This window comes from Pseudomonas sp. LP_7_YM (assembly GCF_004364435.1).
GTDB lineage: Bacteria > Pseudomonadota > Gammaproteobacteria > Pseudomonadales > Pseudomonadaceae > Aquipseudomonas.
On sequence record NZ_SOCT01000009.1, the window covers coordinates 34,097 to 56,314 of the forward strand.

Consider the following 22,218-nt stretch of genomic DNA (forward strand, 5'->3'; position numbering starts at 1 on the left):
ATATGGCAGAAGTAACCAGCAGCGGCGTTACTCTGACCACCACGCAGGAATATCTCACCGCGCTCAAGTCCAAGTACCGGGGTATCGACTCTGCGTGGGATCTGGATTCGTCCGCGCCTGACGGTATGGCGTTGCAGATATGGTCAGAGACCCTTGCCAACCTGGATGAGTTGGTAACGGCGGTCTATAACACGCTGGACCCCAATAGCGCGGTTGGCTTGCAACTGGACCGGATCGGCGCGATCAGCAATATCCCTCGCGCAGTGGCCACTTACTCGACGTGCACCGCAGCCTTCAAGGGAAACACGGGCGCGACGGTGCCGGCGGGGACCACCATCCGCAACACCCTGACCGACACATTGTGGGCGACAGACGGAGCGATAAAGCTGGACAGCAGTGGCACCGGCACTGTCGGCGTTACCTGTACCACGTCGGGTGCACAGCCAGCGAATGTGGGGGAGTTATCGGCCATCTACGGGTCAGTGCCAGCGGGCGTAACCAGCGTGACAAACCCTGTAGCTGCCTCGGTGGGCGATGCTCAGGAAGGCGACCCCGACTACCGTTTCCGAAGGAATGTGGCGGTGGCTACCCGATCAAGCAATGTCATCGACGCTTTGTACTCGGTGGTTTACCTGGTGACGGGGGTCAAGCAGGTCAGGATCTACGAAAACACGCGTACCGTCACGGACGGTAACGGCCTGATGCCGAAGTCGATCATGCTGATCGTTGATGGTGGAGCGGACGCTGACATCCTCAAGGCCTTCGCCTCCGTAAAATCGCCAGGTTGCGGCGATAACTCGGACCGTACGGACTTGATGGCCTACAGAGTGACAGGGCTGACTGCTACACCCGCCGGAAATCCGATCACGTTGAGTTTCTACAGGCCGCAGTTGGTCACGATCTACGAACACATGTCGATCACAAGCACCACGCTTTCCGATACCGACAAAGCCACGATCAAAAATCAAACCGTCTCCTACTCCCTGGAAGGCTTCACTCAGACCAGTGGCTTCATCAAGCGCGGGTTCCAGATCGGCGAGAGCGTTACCGCCGGTCGCCTCTATACACCGGCCAATTTCGTTGTTGCTGGGGCAGGGATGATCAACTCGCTTTACATCGGGACAAGCCTCAGCGCGATCAACCTGCTGACGGTGCCCATCGCCTTCAATCAGCTCGCGGTTATTACCGCTGCGAATATCAACATCGACTACGAGTAAAACCCAATGCCGGACGCCAATTTCGATTACGTGTCGAAGGCTGAGTCGCGCATATACGGGTGGTACCAGAGGGGGCCGAAACTGGTCCGCTGGATCGACACCATCCCGTCTCTCGTTGCATCAAGCCTGGAAAACCCGCTTCAGATTCTGAACTACATCCTCGACTACCAGAATGTCTCAGGCGTCATGCTCGACATCGTCGGTCGCATCGTGGGCATCACCGAGCGGCCGCGCATCTCGATGGGGGCGCTTGAGTATTTTGGCTATCGGGGAGACCTCATTGCCAAGGGCTACAACCAGGCGCCGTATTACGACGCCTCGGCCGCCACCCAGACCATCCCTATTCCCGACTACGCGTTCAGATCGGTGATCAAGGGCAAGATTTACAAAAACTCGATTCTTTGCACCATCGACTCGGTCAAGCAAGCCGTAGACGACATCTTCGGCATCTCGTGCACGGTCATCGATAACAAGGACATGACCATGACCATCAATCTGAACACAACCAGCTATAGCAGTGTTCTTTACTACCTCGCCGTCAACTACGACCTCATCCCGAAACCGATGGGCGTTGAAATCACTTCTATCAATGGAGGCAGTTAATGACTCGTCCTGCAAGTTACAACCGCGTATGGGCAGAAGATGCTGCCGCAGACCAAATGGGTGGAGAGTCCGCCACTGCTGACCAGAGCGTTATCGAGGAAGGATGGGTTGGCAGTGCAACAGCGGAGCCGCCCACTGCGCGGATGCAGAACTACTGGCAGATCAGGGTTGACCTGGGCCTGCAGGAACTTGAACGCCAAGGGTGCCTGTCGTGGCGTGGCGATGTGGCATACAGGGCAGGCGCCTTTGTCTTTTATGCCAGTAATCTGTTCCAGGCCATTTCCGCCAACACTGGCATTACACCCCAAGGCGCGGGAGATGTTGGCATTTGGAGCCTGCTTCGTCCGGGGCAATGGCCAACCACAGTGGACCATGTATCCGGGGTGATGCCGATCCTCAAAGGCGGAACCGGGTCGAATACCGCGCCTGGCGCTCTCAGCAACCTTGGCGCTGCGCCCATCGACTCGCCCAGTCTGGCAGGGACACCAAGGGCACCAACCCAGACGGCCGGCGACAGTTCTACGTTGTTAGCCACTGACGCGTTCGTTCAGACCGCTGTGAACGGGATGGTTAACGTCAACATCGCTGGCTCGGCCGCCACTACTTTAACTCAAGCTCAGTATGGTATGGCCATCATCTCCCTGACCGGTGCGCTCACTGCGGACAAATCGGTCATTTTCCCGGCAATATCCGGCCACTGGCAGGTCATCAACACCACCACCGGCGCGTTCACCGTTACCCTCAAAACGGCAAACGGCAATGGAGTAACGGTGACTCGCGGGACCACGACGAACATCTTCTGCGATGGCTCAAACATATCGCTGCAACAGACTGACTTCATCAGTCCCGTACTGACTGGCACACCACAGGCCCCGACTGCTGCCGTGGGGACCAACAGCAATCAAGTCGCGACCATGATGTCGATCCTGCAGGGCATGGCAGCATTTGGCTTGGGCGCCGTCAACGGTCCGCAAGTCACCGATTTGAACGCGGTGAGTAACGGTGGGATGTATTTCGCAATTTCGACTGCCTTGAATCTGCCCATCTCAGCAAACTCCTCGTTAATCCATATTCCCTATAGCGACGGGAGTGCTGCACTCCAGATCTGCTGCGCTTTGTCGCCACCAGTGCGCATTTGCTATCGGACCAAATCCAGCGGGTCTTGGAATGCCTGGAAAGAGTTTTCAATGCTGGACTCGCCCTCGTTCACTGGCGATCCAAAAGCCCCAACGGCGGCTGTTGGGGATAACGATCTTTCTATTGCGAACACTTCATTTGTTCAGAGTGCATTGGCCACATTTGGTGTTGGTACGCTCCTGGGCCCGTTGCCGCCCTCCAATGATCTGAATCTGGCGACCAATGGAGGTTTTTACCGGACAACCAGCGCGACGCTGAATACGCCAGCATCCTCCAATCTTTCGGTTATGACCGCCCCGTACAACAACGGCGGGTGCCTCCAGATCTGCGCGATTTTGGCGGGTGGCAGCGTAGATACGGTCAGGATTTTCTACAGATCTCAAGCAGGCGGCACCTGGTCGTCGTGGCGAGAGTTTGCAGCCCTTAATTCACCTGCAATGACTGGCAAGCCCACTGCACCTGACCTCACGCGCTTCGCCGTAGGTGACGCGCTGGTGAATGCGAACACTCTAAAAGCGGCAGGGGTGCAGGCTAACAATTTTCGAAACATTGCACTCAGCGGGGCCACTGTCAGTCTTGTGAGCGCAGACGCCGGATCAATCATAGGCATCACGGGCTCTGGCGGTGGTACGCTGATTCTGCCGGCCGCAAGTTCCGTAACGGCGGGTGCGTTGATTGGGCTGCGCGCAAATAATTCACTCGCTTCAAGCAATATCATCAAGGGGAATGGCTCTGACACCATCGGCGGCTCCGCGGGGGCTGGTGGCAATACCGCTGTGCTTGCGACCAACGATTCAATCATGTTGGTTTCAGATGGGGTTTCGAAATGGGACGTTGCGGCCGAGGCGACAGCTGCTTTTATCGCGCAGCAATTCACAGTAGGACAGCAGCTCACTGCTAACGGATTCCAGAAGCTGCCAGGTGGATTGATTATTCAATGGGGCGCCGCCACTACAAATGCCAGTGGCGTCTTGCTGGTATCCATGCCGATTTCATTCTCCGCACCCCCTAAAAGCATTGTAGGGGCCTTGGCTATTTCAGCAGCAAGTAACGTCTCCCTCGGATTCAACATTGTGAGCAACGGATCCTTTCGTGCTTACACCACTTCAGGATCTTCTGGCAGCCCGGGCGTAGCAGCCTCGTTAGCATTCAACTGGATTGCGATTGGGACATGAGGGGTACGGACATGATTTTGTATAGCGCGCAGACTGGCCTCTTTTATGATTCTGAAGTTTCAGCATCTCTACCTGTTGACGCAGTCGAGGTGACTGATGATGAGCATATGCGACTGCTTGATGGCCAGTCGATGGGCAAGGTGATTTGTCCGGATGTGCGCGGAAGGCCAATCTTAATGGACCCTCCACCGCTAACGTACGATGAGCTTGCTACTCTGGCATTGAAGCATCGGGACTATTTACTTGGAGTAGCAGCTGTCCGAATCTCGCCGCTTCAAGATGCGGCAGATTTTGATGATGCCAGTGAGGAGGAGGGAAAAATGCTGGTGTTGTGGAAAAGATACCGCATAGCGCTAAATAGAATTCACATGCAATCTGGCTTTCCGGTATCTGTGGAGTGGCCGACGCCCCCTCTGGATATAGATTCGTCGCGAGGGTGGCGTCGATTATAAATCTCGCCATTCCTCTATTGACGGGAAATCCGGGCGCTGGCCAAACTCTGCTGGTCTACGGTGGAAAAGATGGTGCAGATGGTCTCGGGATCGACACTGTATGAGAGATGATCAGCGGTGGGCGCTCGGAGTGGAGAATGACACCAAGTCCTATATCAAGGCGGTAGCCGCTGAAGTCGGTGCCTAGCCCGTCAGGTTGACCCCTTTCTCTTAAACCAGCGCCTCAAGCCTTTCGGCCAAACGTCCACCGTCTGCCAGATCGATAAATTCATCGCCCAACCGTCGGCTCTGTTCCATGGCGGTGCGCCAATAACGCTGACGCTCCTGATCCTTGCCGAGGAAACGTTTGAAGTCGCTGCGATCCGGCAGCTTGCCCAACGGCAGGGTCGCCAGGTAGTCCCGGGAGGGTGCCAGCAGCAAGACGTCTTGCAACCGCTCCTGATCGCCGCGTCGCCAAGGCAATGTTTTGTCGAACCAGCCGGGGACGATTTTGTCGGTGAAATGTGGATACAGCACGATATCGCTGCCGCTGTAGGGCAGGTCGAGGTGATAGTCCAGCAGTCCACCGTCGCGGAATGTGCCCGGCCCGACGCCCGGAATATCCATTACGCCTTGCATCACCATCGGGATCGAGCCGGAGGCCAGCAAGGCCTGACGCAGATTGGCGGTATCGAGGTGCACGCAACGGGATGGAAAATCCGTTAACGTTGAAAGCGGGGGCGCCAGTCGCGCGTCGTGCATGATCAACCGTTCGAAATGCCGCGATAGTCGTGCCCGCCCCAACAGGTTGTTGGCGATGACCGATCCCAGCCCCAGTCCCAGGCCGCCTCTGTGGTCCAGTGCCAGTAACCCGTGACTTTTGACGATCATGATATTGAGGCGGTAATGCGGGTTGCTCAGCACGCTGGCATCGCGGCCCTGCAACAGGTCGTCCAGCATCTTTATGCAGCTCTGGCTGACTTCGGCCATGGTCACGCCCTTGGCGAAACTCTGCTCGTTGTAGAGCTTGCCCAGCAACTCGATGCCTGCCACTGGATCGGGCAGGCAGACGCTGGCGAAGCGCCAGGCGCCGATGGACGCGCCAATCAACGAGCGCTCGCGTTCGAAGCGCGGCAGCCATTCGCCAAATAGCGCCAGGTCCAGGCCTTGAATGCCCAGGGCCTTGGGCCCGCCTGCGGCGCCGGGAATAATGCCGACATCTGCCGGGGCCAAGCCGTGATCGCGAATACGTGCCAGTGCACGCTTGCCGGCCTTGATCGTCAGCATGGAGGTCTTGATCTGAATGACGCTCATGGAGGCTCCGGGATTGAACAGGGGCAAATTATATCCGCTGGCGAGCAATCAGAAAGCGGGTGCCCTGCCAATCATGATGGCATGTGGCCTGAGCATTTCAGTTTCAATTAAGTTGGGCTGGGTATCGTTGTTTGCGTCCACAAGACACCACAACGGAGATTCACCATGAAAACCTTGACTGCCCTTATTGCTGCATCCGCCTTCGCCGTCACCGCCGGTTACGTACACGCCAAGGATCTGGGCCCGGATGAAGCGCTCCGGCTGCGAGATGCAGGTACTATCCAGTCTTTCGAAAGACTCAACACGACGGCCTTGGCAAAACACCCGGGTTCGACCATCACCGAGACCGAGCTGGAACAGGAATATGGCAAATACGTTTATCAGGTCGAACTGCGCGATGCCAAAGGCGTCGAGTGGGACGTCGAACTCGATGCCACCCAAGGCCAGATACTCAAAGATCATCAGGACACCTGATGATTGCCAGTAAGCGTCTCGCCGAACGTTTCGTTTACTGCCTGCTCGGGACTTGCGCCGTCATGGCCTGCGCTGCGTCTTGGGCGCGAGACCTGAACCAGGATGAGGCACTCAGGCTCCGGCAGCAGGGTGTGATCCTGCCGCTGGAGCAATTCATCGAACAGGCATTGGGACGTTACCCCGGCTCCAGGCTCCTGGAAGCGGAGCTGGAGGAAAAACACGATGTGCTGGTCTATGAGATCGAGTTGCTGACCTCGGATCACGTGGTGCGTGAGTTGAAGTTCGATGCCCGCAACAGCCATCTGCTCGAAGACAAGGAAGATGATTGATGCGTCTGTTACTGGTTGAAGACAACGTCCCTCTGGCGGATGAGCTGGTCGGCACGCTTAACCGCCAGGGCTATGCCGTGGACTGGCTGGCGGACGGGCGTGACGCGATTCATCAAGGGGCGAGCGAGCCATACGATCTGATCGTGCTCGACCTGGGGCTGCCCGGTCTTCCAGGGCTTGAGGTTCTGCAGAAGTGGCGCGCTGGCGGCCTGTCGACGCCGGTGCTGGTTCTGACGGCTCGCGGCTCCTGGGCTGAGCGGATCGAGGGGCTCAAGGCCGGGGCGGATGATTACCTGACCAAGCCCTTTCACCCCGAAGAACTGCAACTGCGCATTCAGGGCCTGCTGCGTCGGGCTCGCGGACTGGCCAATCAGCCGAAGCTCGAAGCGGCGGGCTTGCATCTGGATGAGGGCCGTCAATGCGTGAGTCGTGACGGTGAAGACATCCCGCTCACTGCGGCCGAATTTCGTCTGCTGCGCTATTTCATGCTGCACCCCGAACAGATCCTCTCCAAGAGCCATCTGGCCGAACATCTGTACGACGGTGAAAACGAGCGTGGCTCCAATGTGATCGAGGTGCACGTCAATCATCTGCGTCGCAAGCTGGGGCGCACTGTCGTCCAGACACGCCGCGGTCAGGGCTACCGATTCGGCGGGAGCGGCGGGTGAGGTCGATTCAGCGGCGTTTGAGCCTTGGTCTGATCAGCGTTCTGCTGATTATCGGGCTGGTGCTGGCACAGATCAGTCTGTGGCTGTTCGAAGTCGGCCTGCAGCGCTATCTGGAATCGGGGTTGCGCAACGATGCCGAATTGCTGCTGGTGGCCATCGTCCGCGGCCCCAACGGCCTGCAACTGGACGAGCATCGATTGTCTCCAGGCTATCTGCGTCCGTATTCTGGCCATTACTTCCGGATTGACTTCGACGGCGGGCACTGGCGTTCGCGATCGTTATGGGACCTTGAATTGCCACAGCCCGAAGAAACCGGTCTGCACGCCGACCTTGAGCTGGAAAAGAGCAATCAGTCGCTACTGCTCCTGCATTCCGAATACCGCAAGTTCGGGCAGCAAATCTCTATCACGGTCGCTCGGGATTACACCCCGGTGCAGGCCAGTTTCGCCCTTGTGCAGCGCATCGGCCTTGGTCTGGGGCTGGCCGGTCTGATTCTGATTCTAGTGCTGCAACGGATAACCGTTCGCCGGGCGCTGCGCCCACTGGACAGGGCGCGCGAGCAGATATTCCAGTTGCAACAGGGTCAACGCTCGCAGCTCGATGAACAGGTGCCGCTGGAACTTGAGCCGCTGGTCGCTCAGATCAACCATCTGCTGGCTCACACCGAAAACAGCCTCAAGCGTTCGCGCAATGCACTGGGCAATCTGGGCCATGCCCTGAAGACCCCACTGGCCGTATTGCTGAGCCTCGCCGAAGGACAGACGCTCGACCAGCACCCGCAACTGCGAGCCACATTACGCGAGCAACTGCAGCAGATTCAGCAGCGTCTGGAGCGTGAACTCAACCGCGCGCGTTTATCGGGCGATGCTTTGCCGGGGGCACGTTTGGACTGTGATGCGGAGCTACCGGGGCTGTTTTCCACGTTGCGGATGATTCACGGCGAACATCTGCAATTGAGTAACCGTGCTGCTCCGGGACTGATCCTGCCCTGGGACAGGGAAGACCTTCTGGAGTTGCTGGGCAATTTGCTGGACAACGCCTGCAAATGGGCTGACAGCCTGGTGTGCCTGTCTGTCACCCAGCCGCCTGGTGGTTACTGCCTGCTGATTGAAGATGACGGTCCCGGAATCCCCGAGGGGCAGCGCGCTGAAGTGCTCGGGCGCGGCAGCCGCCTTGACGAGCAGGTCACCGGGCACGGGCTGGGCCTTGGCATCGTCAAGGATATCGTCGCAGCTTGGGGCGGAAAGATTCAGTTGCTGGACAGTGCACTGGGCGGTTTGCAGGTGCGTATCGACTTGCCTGACCGGCAGGCTGTGCAGCAAGGGGTCCAGTAGCCGGTAGAAAAATCTTGGTGACCTCAACTTTTGTCGACGCGCGCCGTTAACCGAAAAGGAGCCCTACGGCGTAACGCACACAATAAAAAAGGTCACGATACCTATGCGGCTAAATCTGAAAGCCAAAGTCCTCGCTCTGGCGGTGCTTCCGGTGCTGTTGTTCGCGCTGATCATCAGCGTCAGTACCGTCTTTATGTTGCGCCAGCAGGCCAACCGAGAGGTCGAAGAAACCCGTCAGCACTTGCTGGCTGAAGCCAAAGCGACATTGCAAAGTTACGTTGCGGTGGCGCTTGGCACCATCAAGCCGCTCTATGACGCCTCGGCCCCGGGGGACATGGAGGCTCGCGCGCAAGTCATCAAATTGCTCTCCCAGGTCAAATACGCCAAAGACGGTTACTTCTTCGGCTACGATTCTCAGGCCGTGCGCCTGTTCAAGGGTGACAGCCCGGATGGCATAGGCAAGAGCTTTAAGGATGCTCGCGATCCCAATGGGGTTTACGTCAACAGTGGGCTGGTCGACGTCGCGAAATCAGGCACCCACTTCCTCGAATATTCGTCGCCGCTGCCGGGGACCAGTGAGCTGGTGCCCAAACTGGGCTACACCGAATACCTGCCCAAATGGGACATGGCCTTCGGCTCCTCGGTGAACATCGACAACATCGATGCCACGGTTGCCGAAGTCCGTCAGGGCGTTATTGATCGCATGGAAGAGATGCTGATTACGATTATTGGTATGGCTGCGGCAGTGCTGGTGATCATTGCCGTGATCGGCGTGTGGATCGCCGGCAGTATCCTGCGTCCACTGCGTTTGATGAAAGCCAACCTGGACGACATTGCTGCAGGTGAGGGCGACCTGACCCGGCGTTTGGTGGTGACCTCCCAGGACGAACTTGGCGACCTGGCGAGCTCGTTCAACCGCTTCGTCGACAAGATCCATGGACTGGTCAGGCAGATTGCGGAGATGACCTCACAGCTGACGGGTCTCGTTGGTGAAGTCACGGACCAGGCGCAGCGCTCCGAGCACGCGATGGAGCGTCAGCGTCACGAGACCGATCAGGTGGCGACGGCGATCAATCAAATGTCGGCAGCCGCGCAGGAGGTCGCCAAGAGTGCCCAAGGCGCCTCGGTGGCTGCGCAGCAGACCGATCAAGAAGGGCAGGCCGCCAAGCGCGTGGTCGATGGCAGCATTCAGCAGATCCATGCGCTGGTCAATGACATCCGCCATAGCGGTACGTCGCTGGACAGCCTGCAGAAAGACGTGACCTCGATCGTCGGCGTACTGGGGGTCATTCGCTCCATCGCCGATCAGACAAATCTGCTGGCCCTCAACGCGGCCATCGAAGCCGCGCGGGCGGGGGAAGCGGGACGTGGCTTTGCTGTCGTGGCCGATGAAGTTCGCGCGCTTGCCAGCCGTACGCAGCAGAGCACCCAGGAAATCCAGGGCATGATCGACCGCCTGCAACAGGGCACACAGGGGGCGGTGGCGGCAATGCGTCGTTCCAGCGAGGCCGGCGACGGTACTTCGGCGCGCGCCAACGAAGCGGGTGCGTCGCTGGACACCATCGGTCAATTGATCGGCACCATCAACTCGATGAACGCGCAGATCGCCAGTGCCGCAGAAGAGCAGACGGCCGTGGCCGAAGAGATCAATCGCAGCGTGCATCAGATCGCTGTGGCGGTGGAAAGCGTTGCCGACGAAACCCGCCACAGCGCCAACACCTCGCGCAGCCTGACCGGACTCAATCAACGTCTTGGTCAACTGGTGGGGCAGTTCCGCATTTGACGAGGCTTGGCATTGCCTCCATGGCGGGTCGCAATGGCCTGCCGTGATCTTTCTTTTTCGGCTCCAGGCATGTTTCGCCAGCGTTACAGGCACTCCTGTAATGATTGGCTGACTAATCATCAGGCCATGCGCTCAGCGTGGCTCAATGAGATGGAAGAAACATGAACGAAACATCGCTACAAAACAAAACCCTGATGCTGCTGCTCGTGCTGGTGACCCTCGCATTCATCTGGATTCTGTTGCCGTTCTACGGCGCGGTGTTCTGGGCCGTAGTGCTTGGCATCATCTTCGCGCCGCTGCAACGTCGACTGCTGGCGCGCCTGGGCTGGCAGCGTAATCTGGCTTCACTGTGCACACTGGCGATTTGTCTGCTGATCGCGATCCTGCCGGTGATCATCATCAGCATGTTGATGGTTCAGGAAGGCGCGGCGCTTTATAAGAACGTGGAAAGCGGCCAACTGGATATTCCCAAATACCTGGCCGAGTTCAAAGCCCTGCTGCCGAACGCTACGCAACACTGGCTGGACCATCTGGGCATGGGCGACTTCAACGGCCTGCAGGACAAGATTTCCAAGGCGGCGATGCAAGGCAGCCAATACCTGGCGACGCAGGCATTCAGCTTCGGTCAGGGCACCTTCGATTTTGTGGTGAGCTTCTTCATCATGTTGTACCTGCTGTTCTTCTTCCTGCGTGACGGTCAGGACCTGACCCGTCGGATCCGTATCGCCGTACCATTGGCCGAACCGCAGAAGCGCCGCCTGCAACTGAAGTTCACGCGTGTGGTTCGGGCCACGGTCAAGGGCAACGTGGTGGTGGCGATCACGCAGGGTGCACTGGGTGGGTTCATTTTCTGGGCGCTGGATATTCCGAGTGCACTGCTTTGGGCGGTGGCCATGGCCTTTCTGTCGCTGTTGCCGGCAGTGGGGGCAGGGATCGTATGGGGACCGGTAGCGGTTTACTTCCTGCTCAGCGGCATGATCTGGCAGGGCGTGGTGCTGGGGCTGTTCGGAGTGTTCGTGATTGGTCTGGTGGATAACGTCCTGCGCCCGATTCTGGTAGGGAAGGACACGCGGATGCCGGATTATCTGATTCTGATTTCCACATTGGGTGGGATGGCGGTATTCGGGCTGAACGGGTTTGTGATCGGGCCGATGATCGCGGCGCTGTTCATGTCGACGTGGGGATTGTTTACCAGTGCCAAGAAGACAGTGAGATTGCCGGGGTGAGTTTGCTTCGCTGAGTATGTGGTGGCGCTTGTATCGCGTGCGGATCCGTTATCTCTCCTGGCACCGATATGGGACTGGCTAACGCCAGCCCTGTTTCGCCTTCGGCGAGTTACTGGAGTCATAAGGGGGCCAATGAGTGCTATTGATCGTGCCCACGCTCTTGCGTGGGAACGTATTCCCTGACGCGCTGCGTCAAGCAGCATGTCAGACGCAGAGCGTCCCGTCAGGCGTTACCACGCGGAGCGCGGGAACAATCAATTATGGGTTGTGGCGCAGATTACGGTTGCGCTCTTACAGCGGGTCGCTTTTGGCAAACGCCCCAAAAGTAACTCGCCGAAGGCGAAACAGGTCTGGCGTTAGCCAGGCCCATTAGCGCGACCCAGACAATAAAAAGGCCTGCTAAAGAGCAGGGCTTTTCACATCTCAACGAACCATTACAACCCGGCGTGCTGCACCAGATTCAACAGCGGTTGCGGATAAACACCCAAGAAGAATGCCAGCAGCGAAATCCCCAACAACATCACACCGCCTGCACGTTGGGCCCAGTTGAACGGCGCATCGTGGCGTTGGATCTTCGAGTCTTGCAGATACAGCGTCACCATCACCCTCAGGTAGTAGAAAACACCAATCGCACTACCTACCACCAACGAACCGGTCAGCCACCACAGATGCGCTTCGACACCCGTGGCAATGATGTAGAACTTACCGATGAAGCCAGCAGTGAGCGGGATACCCGCCAGCGACAGCATCATGACCGTCAGCACGGCAGTCAGGTACGGGCGACGCCAGAACAGGCCACGGTATTCGAACATCGCATCGGCATCACGACCGCTGTACGGCGACGACATCAAGGTGATGACGCCGAAGGCACCCAGGCTGGTCAGCACATAAGTGACCAGATAAACACTGATCGCCTCGACGGCCATACCCTTGCTCGCCACCATCGCGATCATCAGGTAGCCGAAGTGCGCGATGGACGAGTAGCCCAGCAAACGCTTGAGGTTGGTCTGTGTCAGGGCCAGCAGGTTACCGATGATGATCGATGCTACGGCGATGACCGACATGACATCGGTCAGCACACCGCTGGTAGCGGCAGGCGAGATCTGGAACAGGCGAACCAGCACACCGAACACCGCGACCTTGCTGGCGGTGGCGAGGAACGCCGCCACCGGGGCAGGGGCGCCTTCGTACACGTCCGGGGTCCACAGGTGAAAGGGCACCAGCGACAGTTTGAAGCCAAGGCCCACCAGCATCATGCCCAGACCCAGGCTGGCAATCGGGCTTGGCAGCCCGGTGGCCGCCAAGGCCTTGCCGATTTCGCTGAAGCCCAGGCTACCGGCGTCGGCGTACAGCAGCGCCATGCCAAACAGCAGGAACGCAGAACCTGCAGCCGACAGCACCATGTACTTGATGCCGGCTTCCAGCGAGCGCTTGTTGAAGAACGCGTAGGCCACCAGACCGTAGACCGGCACCGACAGCAACTCCAGACCGATGAACAGGCTGGCCAGGTGTTGCGAGGCGACCAGCACCATGCCACCGGCGGCGGCCATCAGGATCAGCAGGTAAAGCTCTTCGCGGTTGCCCGGATAGCCAACCTTGTCTTCACCCAGATAGGCGTGAGCCAGCGTCACACAGGCCAAGGTCGAGACGAGGATGATCGCCATGTACAGGCAAGAGAAGTTGTCGATCTGCAGCAGGGGAGTGACCACCAGCGGCGCGACCTTGAGGGCCGGGTAAATCGACAACAGAGCCAGGTTGAGTCCTGCCACGGTCAGCAGGAACGATTGCGAGTGATTGCGACGCCATGCGATCCCCAGCATCACCACTACAACGGTGAGGCTGGTAATCAGCAGCGGCGCCAGCGCAATAAAGTGTTGAATCGTCAGGTCCATAGCGCTCTTACCGGGCCGAAGCGAGTTGAGTGAAGGCGGTGCCGAGCCATTGCTGCACGCCATGCATGGTCGCCGAGGAAGTGTCCAGGATTGGCTGCGGGTAAACGCCCAGCAGGACCAGCAGCACAGCCAGACCCAGCACCATGATCAATTCCCGTCCATCCATGCCCTTGAGAATCTCTTCGGTCTTTGCAGGGCCGAAGTAGACACGGTGGATCATGATCAGCGAGTAGACTGAACCGAAGACCAAACCGGAAGTGGCGATGGCAGTGATCCAGGGTGCGTGGATGAAGGTGCCGAGCAGGATCAGGAACTCACCGACGAAGTTACCGGTGCCCGGCAGGCCCAGGGAGGCGGCTGCGAAGAACAGGCTGATGGCCGGCAAGTAAGCGATCTTGTTCCAAAGGCCGCCCATCTCACGCATGTCACGGGTATGAGTACGCTCGTAAAGCTGGCCGCTGAGGATAAACAACGCTGCAGCCGACAGACCGTGGGCCAGCATCTGCACCACCACACCTTGCAGCGCTTGCAGACTGCCGGAGTAGATACCGATCAGCACAAAGCCCATGTGCGAGACGCTGGAGAAGGCGATCAGGCGCTTGATATCGGTCTGGGCAAAGGCCAGGAAGGCCCCGTAGAAGATGCCGATCAGGCCGAGGATCATTGCGATTGGCGCGAACTCTGCCGATGCATTGGGGAACAGCGGCAGTGCGAAGCGCAGTAGGCCGTAAGCCGCAGTCTTCAGCAGGATACCTGCCAGATCCACGGAGCCTGCGGTCGGTGCCTGGGCGTGAGCATCAGGCAGCCAGGAGTGCAGCGGCACGATCGGCAACTTCACCGCGAACGCGATGAAGAAGCCCAGCATCAGTATGTACTCGGTGCTGTGGGACAGCTGGGTCTTCAACAGGTCGGCATAGGCGAAGGTGATCACGCCGGTCTGGTTGAAGTGCACCAGCACCAGACCGAGGATCGCCACCAACATGATCAGACCGCTGGCCTGGGTGAAGATGAAGAACTTGGTTGCCGCGTAGATACGGGTTTTCTTGCCGTCTGCCGAGCTGTGACCCCAGAGCGCGATGAGGAAGTACATCGGCACCAGCATCATTTCCCAGAAGAAGAAGAACATGAACAGGTCGATGGCGAGGAACACGCCGACCACACCGCCCAGGATCCACATCAGGTTCAGGTGGAAGAAACCGACGTTACGCTGAATCTCTTTCCAGGAGCAGAGTACCGAGAGGATACCCAGCAGGCCGGTCAGCAGAATCATCAGCAGCGACAGGCCATCAAGCGCCAAGTGAACGCTGATGCCGAAGCGCTGAATCCACTGCAGCTTGAATTCAAGCGCCCAGGTCGGGTCGGCGCCGGGGGCAGGGGCGTAGGTAAAAGCACCGGTGCTCCACAGCCACAGGCCGAGAATCGTCTCAAGAGACATGGTCAACAGCGCGATCCAGCGCGGCAGGGTAGAGCCGAAGCGCTCACCTTGCCAGCACAGCAGGCCGCCGATAAAGGGGATCAGGATTAGCCAAGGCAGAATCATGACGGGCTCAATTCCTTTCGCAAAGTCGCAAGGTTCATGTCAGATAGACTCATCAGACCAGCACAATCGCGCCGAGTACCAGTACGGCACCTGCGGCGATTGAAGCGGCGTACCAGCGCAGCTGACCGGTTTCAGTACGGCTCATCAAGCCGTTACCGGCTTTGACCAGACGTGGAATCAGACCGATCGTGTGATCGAGCGGGTCGCCACGCAGGAGGTGACTGATAGCCAGGTAAGGTTTGACGAACAGCATGTCGTAAAGCCAGTCGAAGCCCCATGCCGCGAACCACCAGGCGGACAGGAAACGACCCGGACCGCTGTTGGCGATGGCCGTGACCAGGCGACGCTTGCCGAGAAACAGCAGCGCGGCCAGCAGGATACCGGCAAGGGCGATGGCGCCCGAAGCGATTTCCAGACTGTGCTTGGCTTCGCCACCGGCATGACCGGCACTCTCCGGCAGTACGCCAGCCAGCGGTGGATGAATCCAGGCGCCAACGAAGGTCGACAGCACGATCAGCACGCCCAACGGCAGCCAGTGGGAGATCCCGTGGCCGGCATGAGCTTCGGTCTTCGCTTCGCCGTGGAAGGCGATGAAGATCAGGCGGAAAGTGTACAGCGAGGTCATGAAGGCACCGACCAGACCTGCATACAGCAGATACTCATGTCCGCTGGCGAATGCTTCCCAGAGAATCTCGTCCTTGGAGTAGAAGCCCGCAGTCACCAGAGGCAGGGCAGACAGCGCCGCGCCGCCGACGATGAAACTGGCGTAGGCCAGTGGCAGCTTCCTCCACAGGCCGCCCATCTTGAAGATGTTCTGCTCGTGGTGGCAGGCAACGATCACCGCACCGGAGGCAAGGAACAGCAGGGCCTTGAAGAAGGCGTGGGTCATCAGGTGGAAGATTGCGCCGTCCCAGGCACCCACACCCAGCGCCAGGAACATGTAGCCGATCTGGCTCATGGTCGAGTAGGCGAGGATACGTTTGATGTCGGTCTGCACCAGTGCCGCAAAACCTGCCAGCACCAGCGTGGTAGCACCGACGATGCCGACCAGGTGCAGGATGTCCGGCGCCAGGACGAACAGCCCGTGGGTACGGGCAATCAGGTAAACGCCCGCAGTTACCATGGTCGCAGCGTGGATCAGTGCCGAGACCGGGGTAGGACCGGCCATCGCGTCCGCCAGCCAGGTTTGCAGTGGCAGTTGCGCGGATTTACCGACGGCGCCACCCAGCAGCATCAGGGTTGCCAGCACAATCCAGAAGTCGCCGACCTTGAAGTGCTGTGGCGCGCGCACCAGCAGTTCCTGAATGTTCAGCGTGCCCAGTTGGTGGAACAGGATGAACAGGCCGATGGCCATGAACACGTCACCGATGCGGGTCACGATGAAGGCTTTGAGTGCTGCGTTGCCGTTGTTGCGGTTGCTGTAATAGAAACCGATCAACAGGTACGAGCACAGGCCCACGCCTTCCCAACCGAAGTAGATGAACAGCAGGTTGTCACCCAGGATCAGGAACAACATGCTGGCGATGAACAGGTTGGTGTAGGAGAAGAACCGCGAGTAGCCCTCGTCACCGCGCATGTACCAGGACGCGAACAGGTGAATCAGAAAGCCCACGCCGACCACGACGCCGAGCATGGTGATAGACAGGCCATCGACATACAGGGCCAGGTTCGGCTCGAAGCCATCGACCGCCATCCAGCGCCACAGCACCATGGTCAGATGACCGTCTTGCGGTGGCGCGACGTTGAATTGCCAGATCACATAGGCCGCGACGATGGCCGACAGGCCAATGGAGCCGACACCGATCAGGGCTGACAGGTTCTCCGACCATCTGCCGCGGGAAAACGACAGCAGCACAAAGCCGATCAGGGGGAATACGAAAGTCAGAAAGAGTAGGTTCATCCGCGCATCTCGCTGGCAGCGTCGATATCGAGCGTGTGGAAGCGGCGATACAGTTGCAGCAGGATCGCCAGGCCAATGCTGGCCTCGGCTGCGGCAAGGCTGATCACCAGGATGAACATGATCTGGCCGTCAGGCTGCGCCCAGCGGCTACCCGCCACGACGAAAGCCAGGGCGGCTGCGTTCATCATCACTTCCAGGCTCATCAACACGAATAGAATGTTGCGGCGTACCAACAGGCCCGCCAGGCCGAGGCAGAACAGAATGCCGGCGACCGCCAGCCCGTGTTCCAGAGGAATTGCTGCATTCATGGGGTTACTCCTTCGCCTCGTTGCGGCCGACATGGAACGCCGTGACGGCTGCCGCAAGCAGCAGCATCGAGGCGAGTTCCACCACCAGCAGGTAAGGGCCGAACAGGCTGATGCCCACTGCCTTGGCATCCACCGTGGTGTGACCGATACCGGCACCGGTGGAATTGGCGAACAGCACGTACAGCAGTTCTGCCAGCAGCAAGCCTCCCAGCAGGATCGGGCCCAGCCAGATTCCGGGTTTGAGCCAGGCGCGTTCTTGCTGCACCGAGGCCGGGCCCAGATTCAGCATCATCACCACGAACACGAACAGCACCATGATGGCGCCAGCGTAGGCGATCACTTCCAGGGCACCGGCGAACGGTGCGCCGAGGCTGAAAAAGGTCATGGCCACGGCGATCAGCGAAATGATCAGGTAGAGCAGGGCGTGCACCGGGTTCGTGTTGGTAATCACCCGCAGGGTGGCGACAACAGCGATCCCGGATGCGAAATAGAAAGCGAATTCCATCTTTCTTCCTTAAGGCAGCAAGCTCTTGACGTTGATCGGCTCGGCTTCATTCTGCGCAGCACCTTTCGGCTTGCCAGCGATCGCCATACCCGCAACGCGGTAGAAGTTGTAGTCAGGGTTCTTGCCGGGACCGGAGATCAACAGATCTTCCTTCTCGTACACCAGATCCTGACGCTTGAACTCGGCCATTTCGAAGTCCGGCGTGAGCTGGATCGCAGTGGTCGGGCAGGCTTCTTCACAGAGACCGCAGAAGATGCAACGCGAGAAGTTGATGCGGAAGAAGTCCGGGTACCAGCGGCCGTCTTCGGTCTCGGCTTTCTGCAGCGAGATGCAGCCAACCGGACAGGCCACGGCGCATAGGTTGCAGGCCACGCAGCGCTCTTCGCCGTCGGGGTCGCGAGTCAGCACGATACGGCCACGGTAACGCGGCGGCAGGTAAACCGCCTCTTCCGGGTATTGCAGGGTGTCACGCTTACGGAAGCCATGGCCGAAGACCATGATCAGGCTGCGTAACTGGGTACCGGTACCCTTAACGATGTCGCCAATATATTTGAACATGGGTCAAATCCTCACTGAGCCGCCAAGACGACCGCAGCGGTCACCAGCAAATTGATCAGGGTCAGTGGCAGGCAGAACTTCCAGCTGAAATCCATCACCTGGTCATAACGTGGACGAGGGATCGAAGCACGCAGCAGGACGAACAGCATGATGAAGAACGAAGTTTTCAGGGCGAACCACATAAACGACAGGTGCGGCAGAATGTTGAACGGGCCGTGCCAGCCGCCGAAGAACAGGGTCACCAGCAGCGCCGAGATCAGGATGATGCCGATGTATTCACCGACGAAGAACATGCCCCATTTCATGCCAGCGTATTCAATGTGGTAGCCGTCGGCCAGTTCCTGTTCCGCTTCCGGCTGGTCGAAGGGGTGACGGTGAGTCACGGCCACGCCTGCTATGAAGAAGGTACAGAAGCCGAAGAACTGCGGAATGATGAACCACAGGTGTTCGGCCTGGTAGTTAACGATGTCGCCCATGTTGAATGAACCGACCTGCACCACGATGCCCATCAGCGACAGGCCCAGGAACACTTCGTACGACACGGTCTGCGCCGACGCCCGCAAGCTGCCCAGCAGGGCGTACTTGTTGTTCGACGACCAACCTGCGAACAGCACCGCGTAGACCGAAAGACCGGCCATGGCGAAGAAGAACAGCAGGCCGATGTTCAGGTCGGCAACGACCCAGGTCTGGGTGACCGGGATGATCGAGAAGGCGATCAGCAAGGCGCTCATGGCCACCACCGGCGCCAGGGTGAAAATTACCTTGTCGACGAAGGGCGGGTTCCAGTCTTCCTTGAAGAACATCTTGAGCATGTCGGCAGCGATCTGGAACATGCCGAACGGGCCGACGCGGTTAGGACCGTAGCGGTCCTGCCACCAGCCCAGCAGGCGGCGTTCGACGAAACTGAGCAGCGCGCCACAGACCACAACGGCAAGCAGCACCACGATGGCCTTGAGGGCAGCGATGATCGAGTCGATCACTTCAGGGGTAAACCACGTCATTGTGCTGCCTCCTGCAGACCCTCAACGGTTTTCCCGGCCAGCGCCGGAGGAATGCCGGCCAGACCCGATGGCAGCGCCACCAGGCCCGCGCCCAGCTCTTCGTCGATGCGCAAGGGCAGACGCAGGGTCTGACCGGCAACATTGAGGCTGAGCATGGCACCGTCATTGACGCCCAGGCGGTCCGCTTCGGACTTGGCCAGTGCGACATAGGCTTGCGGAATGCGCTCTTGAACCGGCGCAGCTTTCGAGGAGTTTTCCTCACTGCCGAACAGATGAAAGAACGGCACGACCTGCCAGGTGCCTTGAGCAGGGGAGAAGGCGCGAGGCGCGCTGGCGAACCAGCTGAGTTTGTCGCCAGTGCTTTCGATCAGGCGCACGCCCGGATCGCCCGCGCGCAGGTGACCGCCGACTTCGTCCTGGAACTTGTTCCATGCTTGCGGCGAGTTCCAGCCCGGAGACCAGGCGAAAGGCACCTGCGAGCGCGGTTCGGCGGAGCCGGAGTAACCTTCCATCGAGAACGAGAACGCACTGTCCTTGTCCTGCGAGGTGCGCGGTTCGTGCACACTGATGTTGGCACGCATGGCGGTACGGCCGCTGTAACGCAGGGGTTCGCGCGCCAGTTTCAGACCCTTGATTCGGAAGCTGGCCGAAGGCGCTGCACCGACGATGCCAGCCAGTTGCGGGTTGTGCGCGGCACAGGCTTCGGTGACGTGGTCCAGTTGCGTCCAGTCCACCGGCTGGTTCAGCAGCGTTGCGCGCAGGGCATGCAGCCAGCGCCAGCCTTCGTGAATCTTGATGCTGGCGTCCAGGTAGGTCGGATCGTAGACCTGGAAAAAGCGCTGGGCTCGGCCTTCCTGGCTGACCAGGGTGCCGTCGCCTTCTGCGAAGCTGGCGGCGGGCAGCACGAGGTCGGCGCGGTCAGTGGTCGCGGTCTTCTGATGGTCGGCAACGATCACCACCTTCGCGGCTTGCAGTGCGGCTTCGACAGTGGCGGCATTGATACGGGTGAACAGGTCGTTTTCCAGCACGACAATGGCGTCGGCCTTGCCCGAGATCACCTGCTGCAGCGCAGCATCGACCGAATCACCACCGAACAGGGTCAGGCCCATGCTGTTGGCTTCCGGCACGATCAGGCTGAGGGAGCCGTTCTTGTCGCGCAGCTTCAGGGCTTTGGCGATGTTCGCCGCGGCCTCAATCAGCGCGCTCGAACCCAGAGAAGCGCCGGAGACGATCAGTGGACGCTTGGCTTGCAGCAATGCGGTAGCGATGCGTCCCGCCAGCTCCAGCGCCTCGTTGTCCAGCCCGGTTACCGCTGGCGCGCTTGTGTCGATGGCATGAGCCACGGCGAACCCGATGCGCGCCAGGTCGTCGGGAGCGGCGTGCACGCACTCTTCGGCGATGTCGTCCAGGCGGGTGTCAGTGAGGCTGGCGATGAACAGCGGGTTGAGCTCGTGCTGACCAATGTTCTTCACCGCGGCATCGAGCCAAGGCTGAACCTTCATGGCAGCGGCCATGTCTTCGGCCTTGTTCTTCACCGACTGGCGCAAGCCCAGGGCCATGCGCGCGGCGGTCTGGGTGACGTCTTCGCCAAGGATGAACACAGCGTCGTGTTCTTCGACTTCGCGCAGGGTCGGAATCGGCAGCGGGCTGTCCCTGAGCACCTGGGCAACCAGGCGCAGACGCTCCAGTTCACCGGTTTCGATACCCGAATAGAAATGCTCGGCACCGACCAGTTCACGCAGGGCGTAGTTGCTTTCCAGGCTGGCGCGTGGGGAACCGATGCCGACGATGTTGCGACCGCGTAGCATCTCGGCGGCCTTGTCCAGCGCCTGGTCCAGGCTCAGCTTGACGTTGCCTTGGGTCAGCAGCGGCTGACGCGGACGGTCGGTGCGGTTGACGTAGCCATAACCGAAACGGCCGCGGTCGCACAGGAAGTACTGGTTGACCGAGCCGTTGTAGCGGTTCTCGATACGGCGGATTTCGCCATAACGCTCACCGGGGCTGATGTTGCACCCGCTGGAGCAGCCGTGGCAGATGCTCGGCGAGAACTGCATGTCCCACTTGCGGTTGTAGCGCTCGGAGTGGGTTTTGTCGGTGAACACACCGGTCGGGCAGACCTCGGTGAGGTTGCCGGAGAACTCGCTTTCCAGGGTTCCGCTTTCAACGCGACCGAAGTACACGTTGTCGTGGGCGCCGAAGACGCCCAGGTCGGTGCCGCCGGCGTAGTCTTTATAGAAGCGCACACAGCGGTAGCAAGCGATGCAGCGGTTCATCTCGTGCGCGACGAACGGGCCCAGATCCTGGTTCTGGTGAGTCCGTTTGGTGAAACGATACCGGCGCTCGTTATGGCCGGTCATCACGGTCATGTCCTGCAAATGACAGTGCCCGCCTTCCTCGCAGACCGGGCAGTCGTGCGGGTGGTTGGTCATCAGCCATTCGACGACGCTGGCGCGGAACGCCTTGGATTCGGCGTCGTCGATGGAAATCCAGGTGTTATCCGTGGCGGGTGTCATGCAGGACATGACGATACGACCACGGGTGTCGTTTTCGTCGGTGTACTGCTTGACCGCGCACTGGCGACAGGCGCCAACGCTGCCAAGGGCTGGATGCCAGCAGAAATAAGGGATGTCGAGGCCCAGCGACAGACATGCCTGTAACAGGTTGTCTGCGCCATCGACTTCGAGCGCTTTGCCGTCTACGTGGATAGTAGCCATGGTTCAAAGGTCTTCGTTGGCCCGTTGTCAGCGGGCGTGGCTAATGGAATCTCGGTGCCGCTGCGGTTCAAACAGCCTTGCGGCGCAACCGCAGCGTTGGACGGCGGCC

Annotated in this window: 19 protein-coding genes and 1 pseudogene; 11 read left to right on the top strand and 9 right to left on the bottom strand. The window is 59.4% G+C overall.

What is annotated here, in order from left to right; all coding sequences use genetic code 11:
• The first annotated feature begins 2 nt into the window (after nt 1-2).
• From EC915_RS18925 to EC915_RS18940, 4 genes are read left to right on the top strand one after another with little or no spacing between them, the layout of a single operon-like run.
• Nucleotides 3-1,217, top strand: a complete 1,215-nt coding sequence (locus EC915_RS18925) for a baseplate J/gp47 family protein (RefSeq protein WP_166651035.1) — start codon at nt 3-5, stop codon at nt 1,215-1,217.
• Between the two features lie 6 nt (nt 1,218-1,223).
• On the top strand, nt 1,224-1,820 hold the full coding sequence (locus EC915_RS18930) for a DUF2612 domain-containing protein (protein ID WP_133752055.1): 597 nt from the start codon (nt 1,224-1,226) through the stop codon (nt 1,818-1,820).
• Entirely contained in the window at nt 1,820-4,132 is a 2,313-nt protein-coding gene (locus tag EC915_RS18935) for a pyocin knob domain-containing protein (protein ID WP_133752056.1), read from the top strand. The genes EC915_RS18930 and EC915_RS18935 overlap by 1 nt, the downstream gene beginning before the upstream one ends.
• 11 nt (nt 4,133-4,143) lie before the next feature.
• Nucleotides 4,144-4,584 carry a tail fiber assembly protein gene (locus tag EC915_RS18940; protein ID WP_166651036.1) on the top strand — a complete coding sequence of 147 codons (441 nt, stop codon included), beginning with the start codon at nt 4,144-4,146 and terminating at the stop codon, nt 4,582-4,584.
• 210 nt (nt 4,585-4,794) lie between these two features.
• Here the strand turns inward: EC915_RS18940 and EC915_RS18945 are convergent, their stop codons facing one another.
• Nucleotides 4,795-5,877, bottom strand: coding sequence for a patatin-like phospholipase family protein (locus tag EC915_RS18945; protein ID WP_133752058.1), 1,083 nt, complete (start codon nt 5,875-5,877; stop codon nt 4,795-4,797).
• Between the two features lie 165 nt (nt 5,878-6,042).
• Here EC915_RS18945 and EC915_RS18950 point away from each other — a divergent pair, with 165 nt between their 5' ends.
• The 7 genes and pseudogenes from EC915_RS18950 to EC915_RS18975 all read left to right on the top strand — a co-directional run bounded on the left by EC915_RS18950 (nt 6,043) and on the right by EC915_RS18975 (nt 11,691).
• Complete coding sequence (locus EC915_RS18950) at nt 6,043-6,351, top strand: PepSY domain-containing protein (RefSeq protein WP_133752059.1); 309 nt, start codon at nt 6,043-6,045, stop codon at nt 6,349-6,351.
• A 62-nt stretch (nt 6,352-6,413) separates the two neighbouring features.
• Nucleotides 6,414-6,680 (top strand): PepSY domain-containing protein, encoded by a 267-nt coding sequence (locus EC915_RS18955; RefSeq protein WP_133752151.1) that lies wholly within the window; start codon nt 6,414-6,416, stop codon nt 6,678-6,680.
• On the top strand, nt 6,680-7,348 hold the full coding sequence (locus EC915_RS18960; protein ID WP_133752060.1) for a response regulator transcription factor: 669 nt from the start codon (nt 6,680-6,682) through the stop codon (nt 7,346-7,348). Before EC915_RS18955 ends, EC915_RS18960 begins: the two co-directional genes overlap by 1 nt.
• On the top strand, nt 7,345-8,682 hold the full coding sequence (locus EC915_RS18965; protein ID WP_133752061.1) for a sensor histidine kinase: 1,338 nt from the start codon (nt 7,345-7,347) through the stop codon (nt 8,680-8,682). Before EC915_RS18960 ends, EC915_RS18965 begins: the two co-directional genes overlap by 4 nt.
• Before the next feature lie 193 nt (nt 8,683-8,875).
• Nucleotides 8,876-9,607 (top strand): annotated as a pseudogene (locus tag EC915_RS25705) (cache domain-containing protein); the annotation flags it as partial.
• 102 nt (nt 9,608-9,709) lie between these two features.
• Entirely contained in the window at nt 9,710-10,465 is a 756-nt protein-coding gene (locus EC915_RS25710) for a methyl-accepting chemotaxis protein (RefSeq protein WP_372237930.1), read from the top strand.
• A gap of 161 nt (nt 10,466-10,626) precedes the next feature.
• Nucleotides 10,627-11,691: an AI-2E family transporter gene (locus EC915_RS18975; protein ID WP_133752063.1), complete on the top strand. Its 1,065-nt coding sequence runs from the start codon at nt 10,627-10,629 to the stop codon at nt 11,689-11,691.
• Nucleotides 11,692-12,125: 434 nt separating this feature from the next.
• On the opposite strand, the gene nuoN is transcribed toward EC915_RS18975, so the two are convergent.
• Genes nuoN through nuoG form a run of 8 tightly spaced genes read right to left on the bottom strand, consistent with a single transcriptional unit; the run spans nt 12,126 to nt 22,109 of the window.
• Complete coding sequence (nuoN, locus tag EC915_RS18980; protein ID WP_133752064.1) at nt 12,126-13,583, bottom strand: NADH-quinone oxidoreductase subunit NuoN; 1,458 nt, start codon at nt 13,581-13,583, stop codon at nt 12,126-12,128.
• A gap of 7 nt (nt 13,584-13,590) precedes the next feature.
• Nucleotides 13,591-15,123, bottom strand: a complete 1,533-nt coding sequence (nuoM, locus tag EC915_RS18985) for an NADH-quinone oxidoreductase subunit M (protein WP_133752065.1) — start codon at nt 15,121-15,123, stop codon at nt 13,591-13,593.
• Nucleotides 15,124-15,175: 52 nt separating this feature from the next.
• Nucleotides 15,176-17,023 carry an NADH-quinone oxidoreductase subunit L gene (gene nuoL / locus EC915_RS18990; protein WP_133752066.1) on the bottom strand — a complete coding sequence of 616 codons (1,848 nt, stop codon included), beginning with the start codon at nt 17,021-17,023 and terminating at the stop codon, nt 15,176-15,178.
• Nucleotides 17,020-17,331 (bottom strand): NADH-quinone oxidoreductase subunit NuoK, encoded by a 312-nt coding sequence (gene nuoK / locus EC915_RS18995; RefSeq protein WP_133752067.1) that lies wholly within the window; start codon nt 17,329-17,331, stop codon nt 17,020-17,022. Before nuoK ends, nuoL begins: the two co-directional genes overlap by 4 nt.
• 4 nt (nt 17,332-17,335) lie before the next feature.
• Entirely contained in the window at nt 17,336-17,836 is a 501-nt protein-coding gene (gene nuoJ / locus EC915_RS19000) for an NADH-quinone oxidoreductase subunit J (RefSeq protein ID WP_062380728.1), read from the bottom strand.
• Between the two features lie 9 nt (nt 17,837-17,845).
• Nucleotides 17,846-18,394: an NADH-quinone oxidoreductase subunit NuoI gene (nuoI, locus tag EC915_RS19005; protein WP_062380730.1), complete on the bottom strand. Its 549-nt coding sequence runs from the start codon at nt 18,392-18,394 to the stop codon at nt 17,846-17,848.
• 11 nt (nt 18,395-18,405) lie between these two features.
• Nucleotides 18,406-19,395, bottom strand: a complete 990-nt coding sequence (nuoH, locus tag EC915_RS19010; RefSeq protein WP_133752068.1) for an NADH-quinone oxidoreductase subunit NuoH — start codon at nt 19,393-19,395, stop codon at nt 18,406-18,408.
• The gene (gene nuoG, locus EC915_RS19015; protein ID WP_133752069.1) at nt 19,392-22,109 is read right to left on the bottom strand and encodes an NADH-quinone oxidoreductase subunit NuoG; all 2,718 of its coding nucleotides are present in this window, start codon (nt 22,107-22,109) and stop codon (nt 19,392-19,394) included. The genes nuoH and nuoG overlap by 4 nt, the downstream gene beginning before the upstream one ends.
• Between the last annotated feature and the right edge of the window lie 109 nt (nt 22,110-22,218).

Bases quoted from the DNA above. Each gene is read 5' to 3' on its own strand.
- EC915_RS18925 (WP_166651035.1), top strand. From the start codon at position 3: ATGGCAGAAGTAACCAGCAGCGGCGTTACTCTGACCACCACGCAGGAA.
- EC915_RS18930 (WP_133752055.1), top strand. From the start codon at position 1,224: ATGCCGGACGCCAATTTCGATTACGTGTCGAAGGCTGAGTCGCGCATA.
- EC915_RS18935 (WP_133752056.1), top strand. From the start codon at position 1,820: ATGACTCGTCCTGCAAGTTACAACCGCGTATGGGCAGAAGATGCTGCC.
- EC915_RS18940 (WP_166651036.1), top strand. From the start codon at position 4,144: ATGATTTTGTATAGCGCGCAGACTGGCCTCTTTTATGATTCTGAAGTT.
- EC915_RS18945 (WP_133752058.1), bottom strand. From the start codon at position 5,877: ATGAGCGTCATTCAGATCAAGACCTCCATGCTGACGATCAAGGCCGGC.
- EC915_RS18950 (WP_133752059.1), top strand. From the start codon at position 6,043: ATGAAAACCTTGACTGCCCTTATTGCTGCATCCGCCTTCGCCGTCACC.
- EC915_RS18955 (WP_133752151.1), top strand. From the start codon at position 6,414: ATGGCCTGCGCTGCGTCTTGGGCGCGAGACCTGAACCAGGATGAGGCA.
- EC915_RS18960 (WP_133752060.1), top strand. From the start codon at position 6,680: ATGCGTCTGTTACTGGTTGAAGACAACGTCCCTCTGGCGGATGAGCTG.
- EC915_RS25710 (WP_372237930.1), top strand. From the start codon at position 9,710: ATGGAGCGTCAGCGTCACGAGACCGATCAGGTGGCGACGGCGATCAAT.
- EC915_RS18975 (WP_133752063.1), top strand. From the start codon at position 10,627: ATGAACGAAACATCGCTACAAAACAAAACCCTGATGCTGCTGCTCGTG.
- nuoN (WP_133752064.1), bottom strand. From the start codon at position 13,583: ATGGACCTGACGATTCAACACTTTATTGCGCTGGCGCCGCTGCTGATT.
- nuoM (WP_133752065.1), bottom strand. From the start codon at position 15,123: ATGATTCTGCCTTGGCTAATCCTGATCCCCTTTATCGGCGGCCTGCTG.
- nuoL (WP_133752066.1), bottom strand. From the start codon at position 17,023: ATGAACCTACTCTTTCTGACTTTCGTATTCCCCCTGATCGGCTTTGTG.
- nuoK (WP_133752067.1), bottom strand. From the start codon at position 17,331: ATGAATGCAGCAATTCCTCTGGAACACGGGCTGGCGGTCGCCGGCATT.
- nuoJ (WP_062380728.1), bottom strand. From the start codon at position 17,836: ATGGAATTCGCTTTCTATTTCGCATCCGGGATCGCTGTTGTCGCCACC.
- nuoI (WP_062380730.1), bottom strand. From the start codon at position 18,394: ATGTTCAAATATATTGGCGACATCGTTAAGGGTACCGGTACCCAGTTA.
- nuoH (WP_133752068.1), bottom strand. From the start codon at position 19,395: ATGACGTGGTTTACCCCTGAAGTGATCGACTCGATCATCGCTGCCCTC.
- nuoG (WP_133752069.1), bottom strand. From the start codon at position 22,109: ATGGCTACTATCCACGTAGACGGCAAAGCGCTCGAAGTCGATGGCGCA.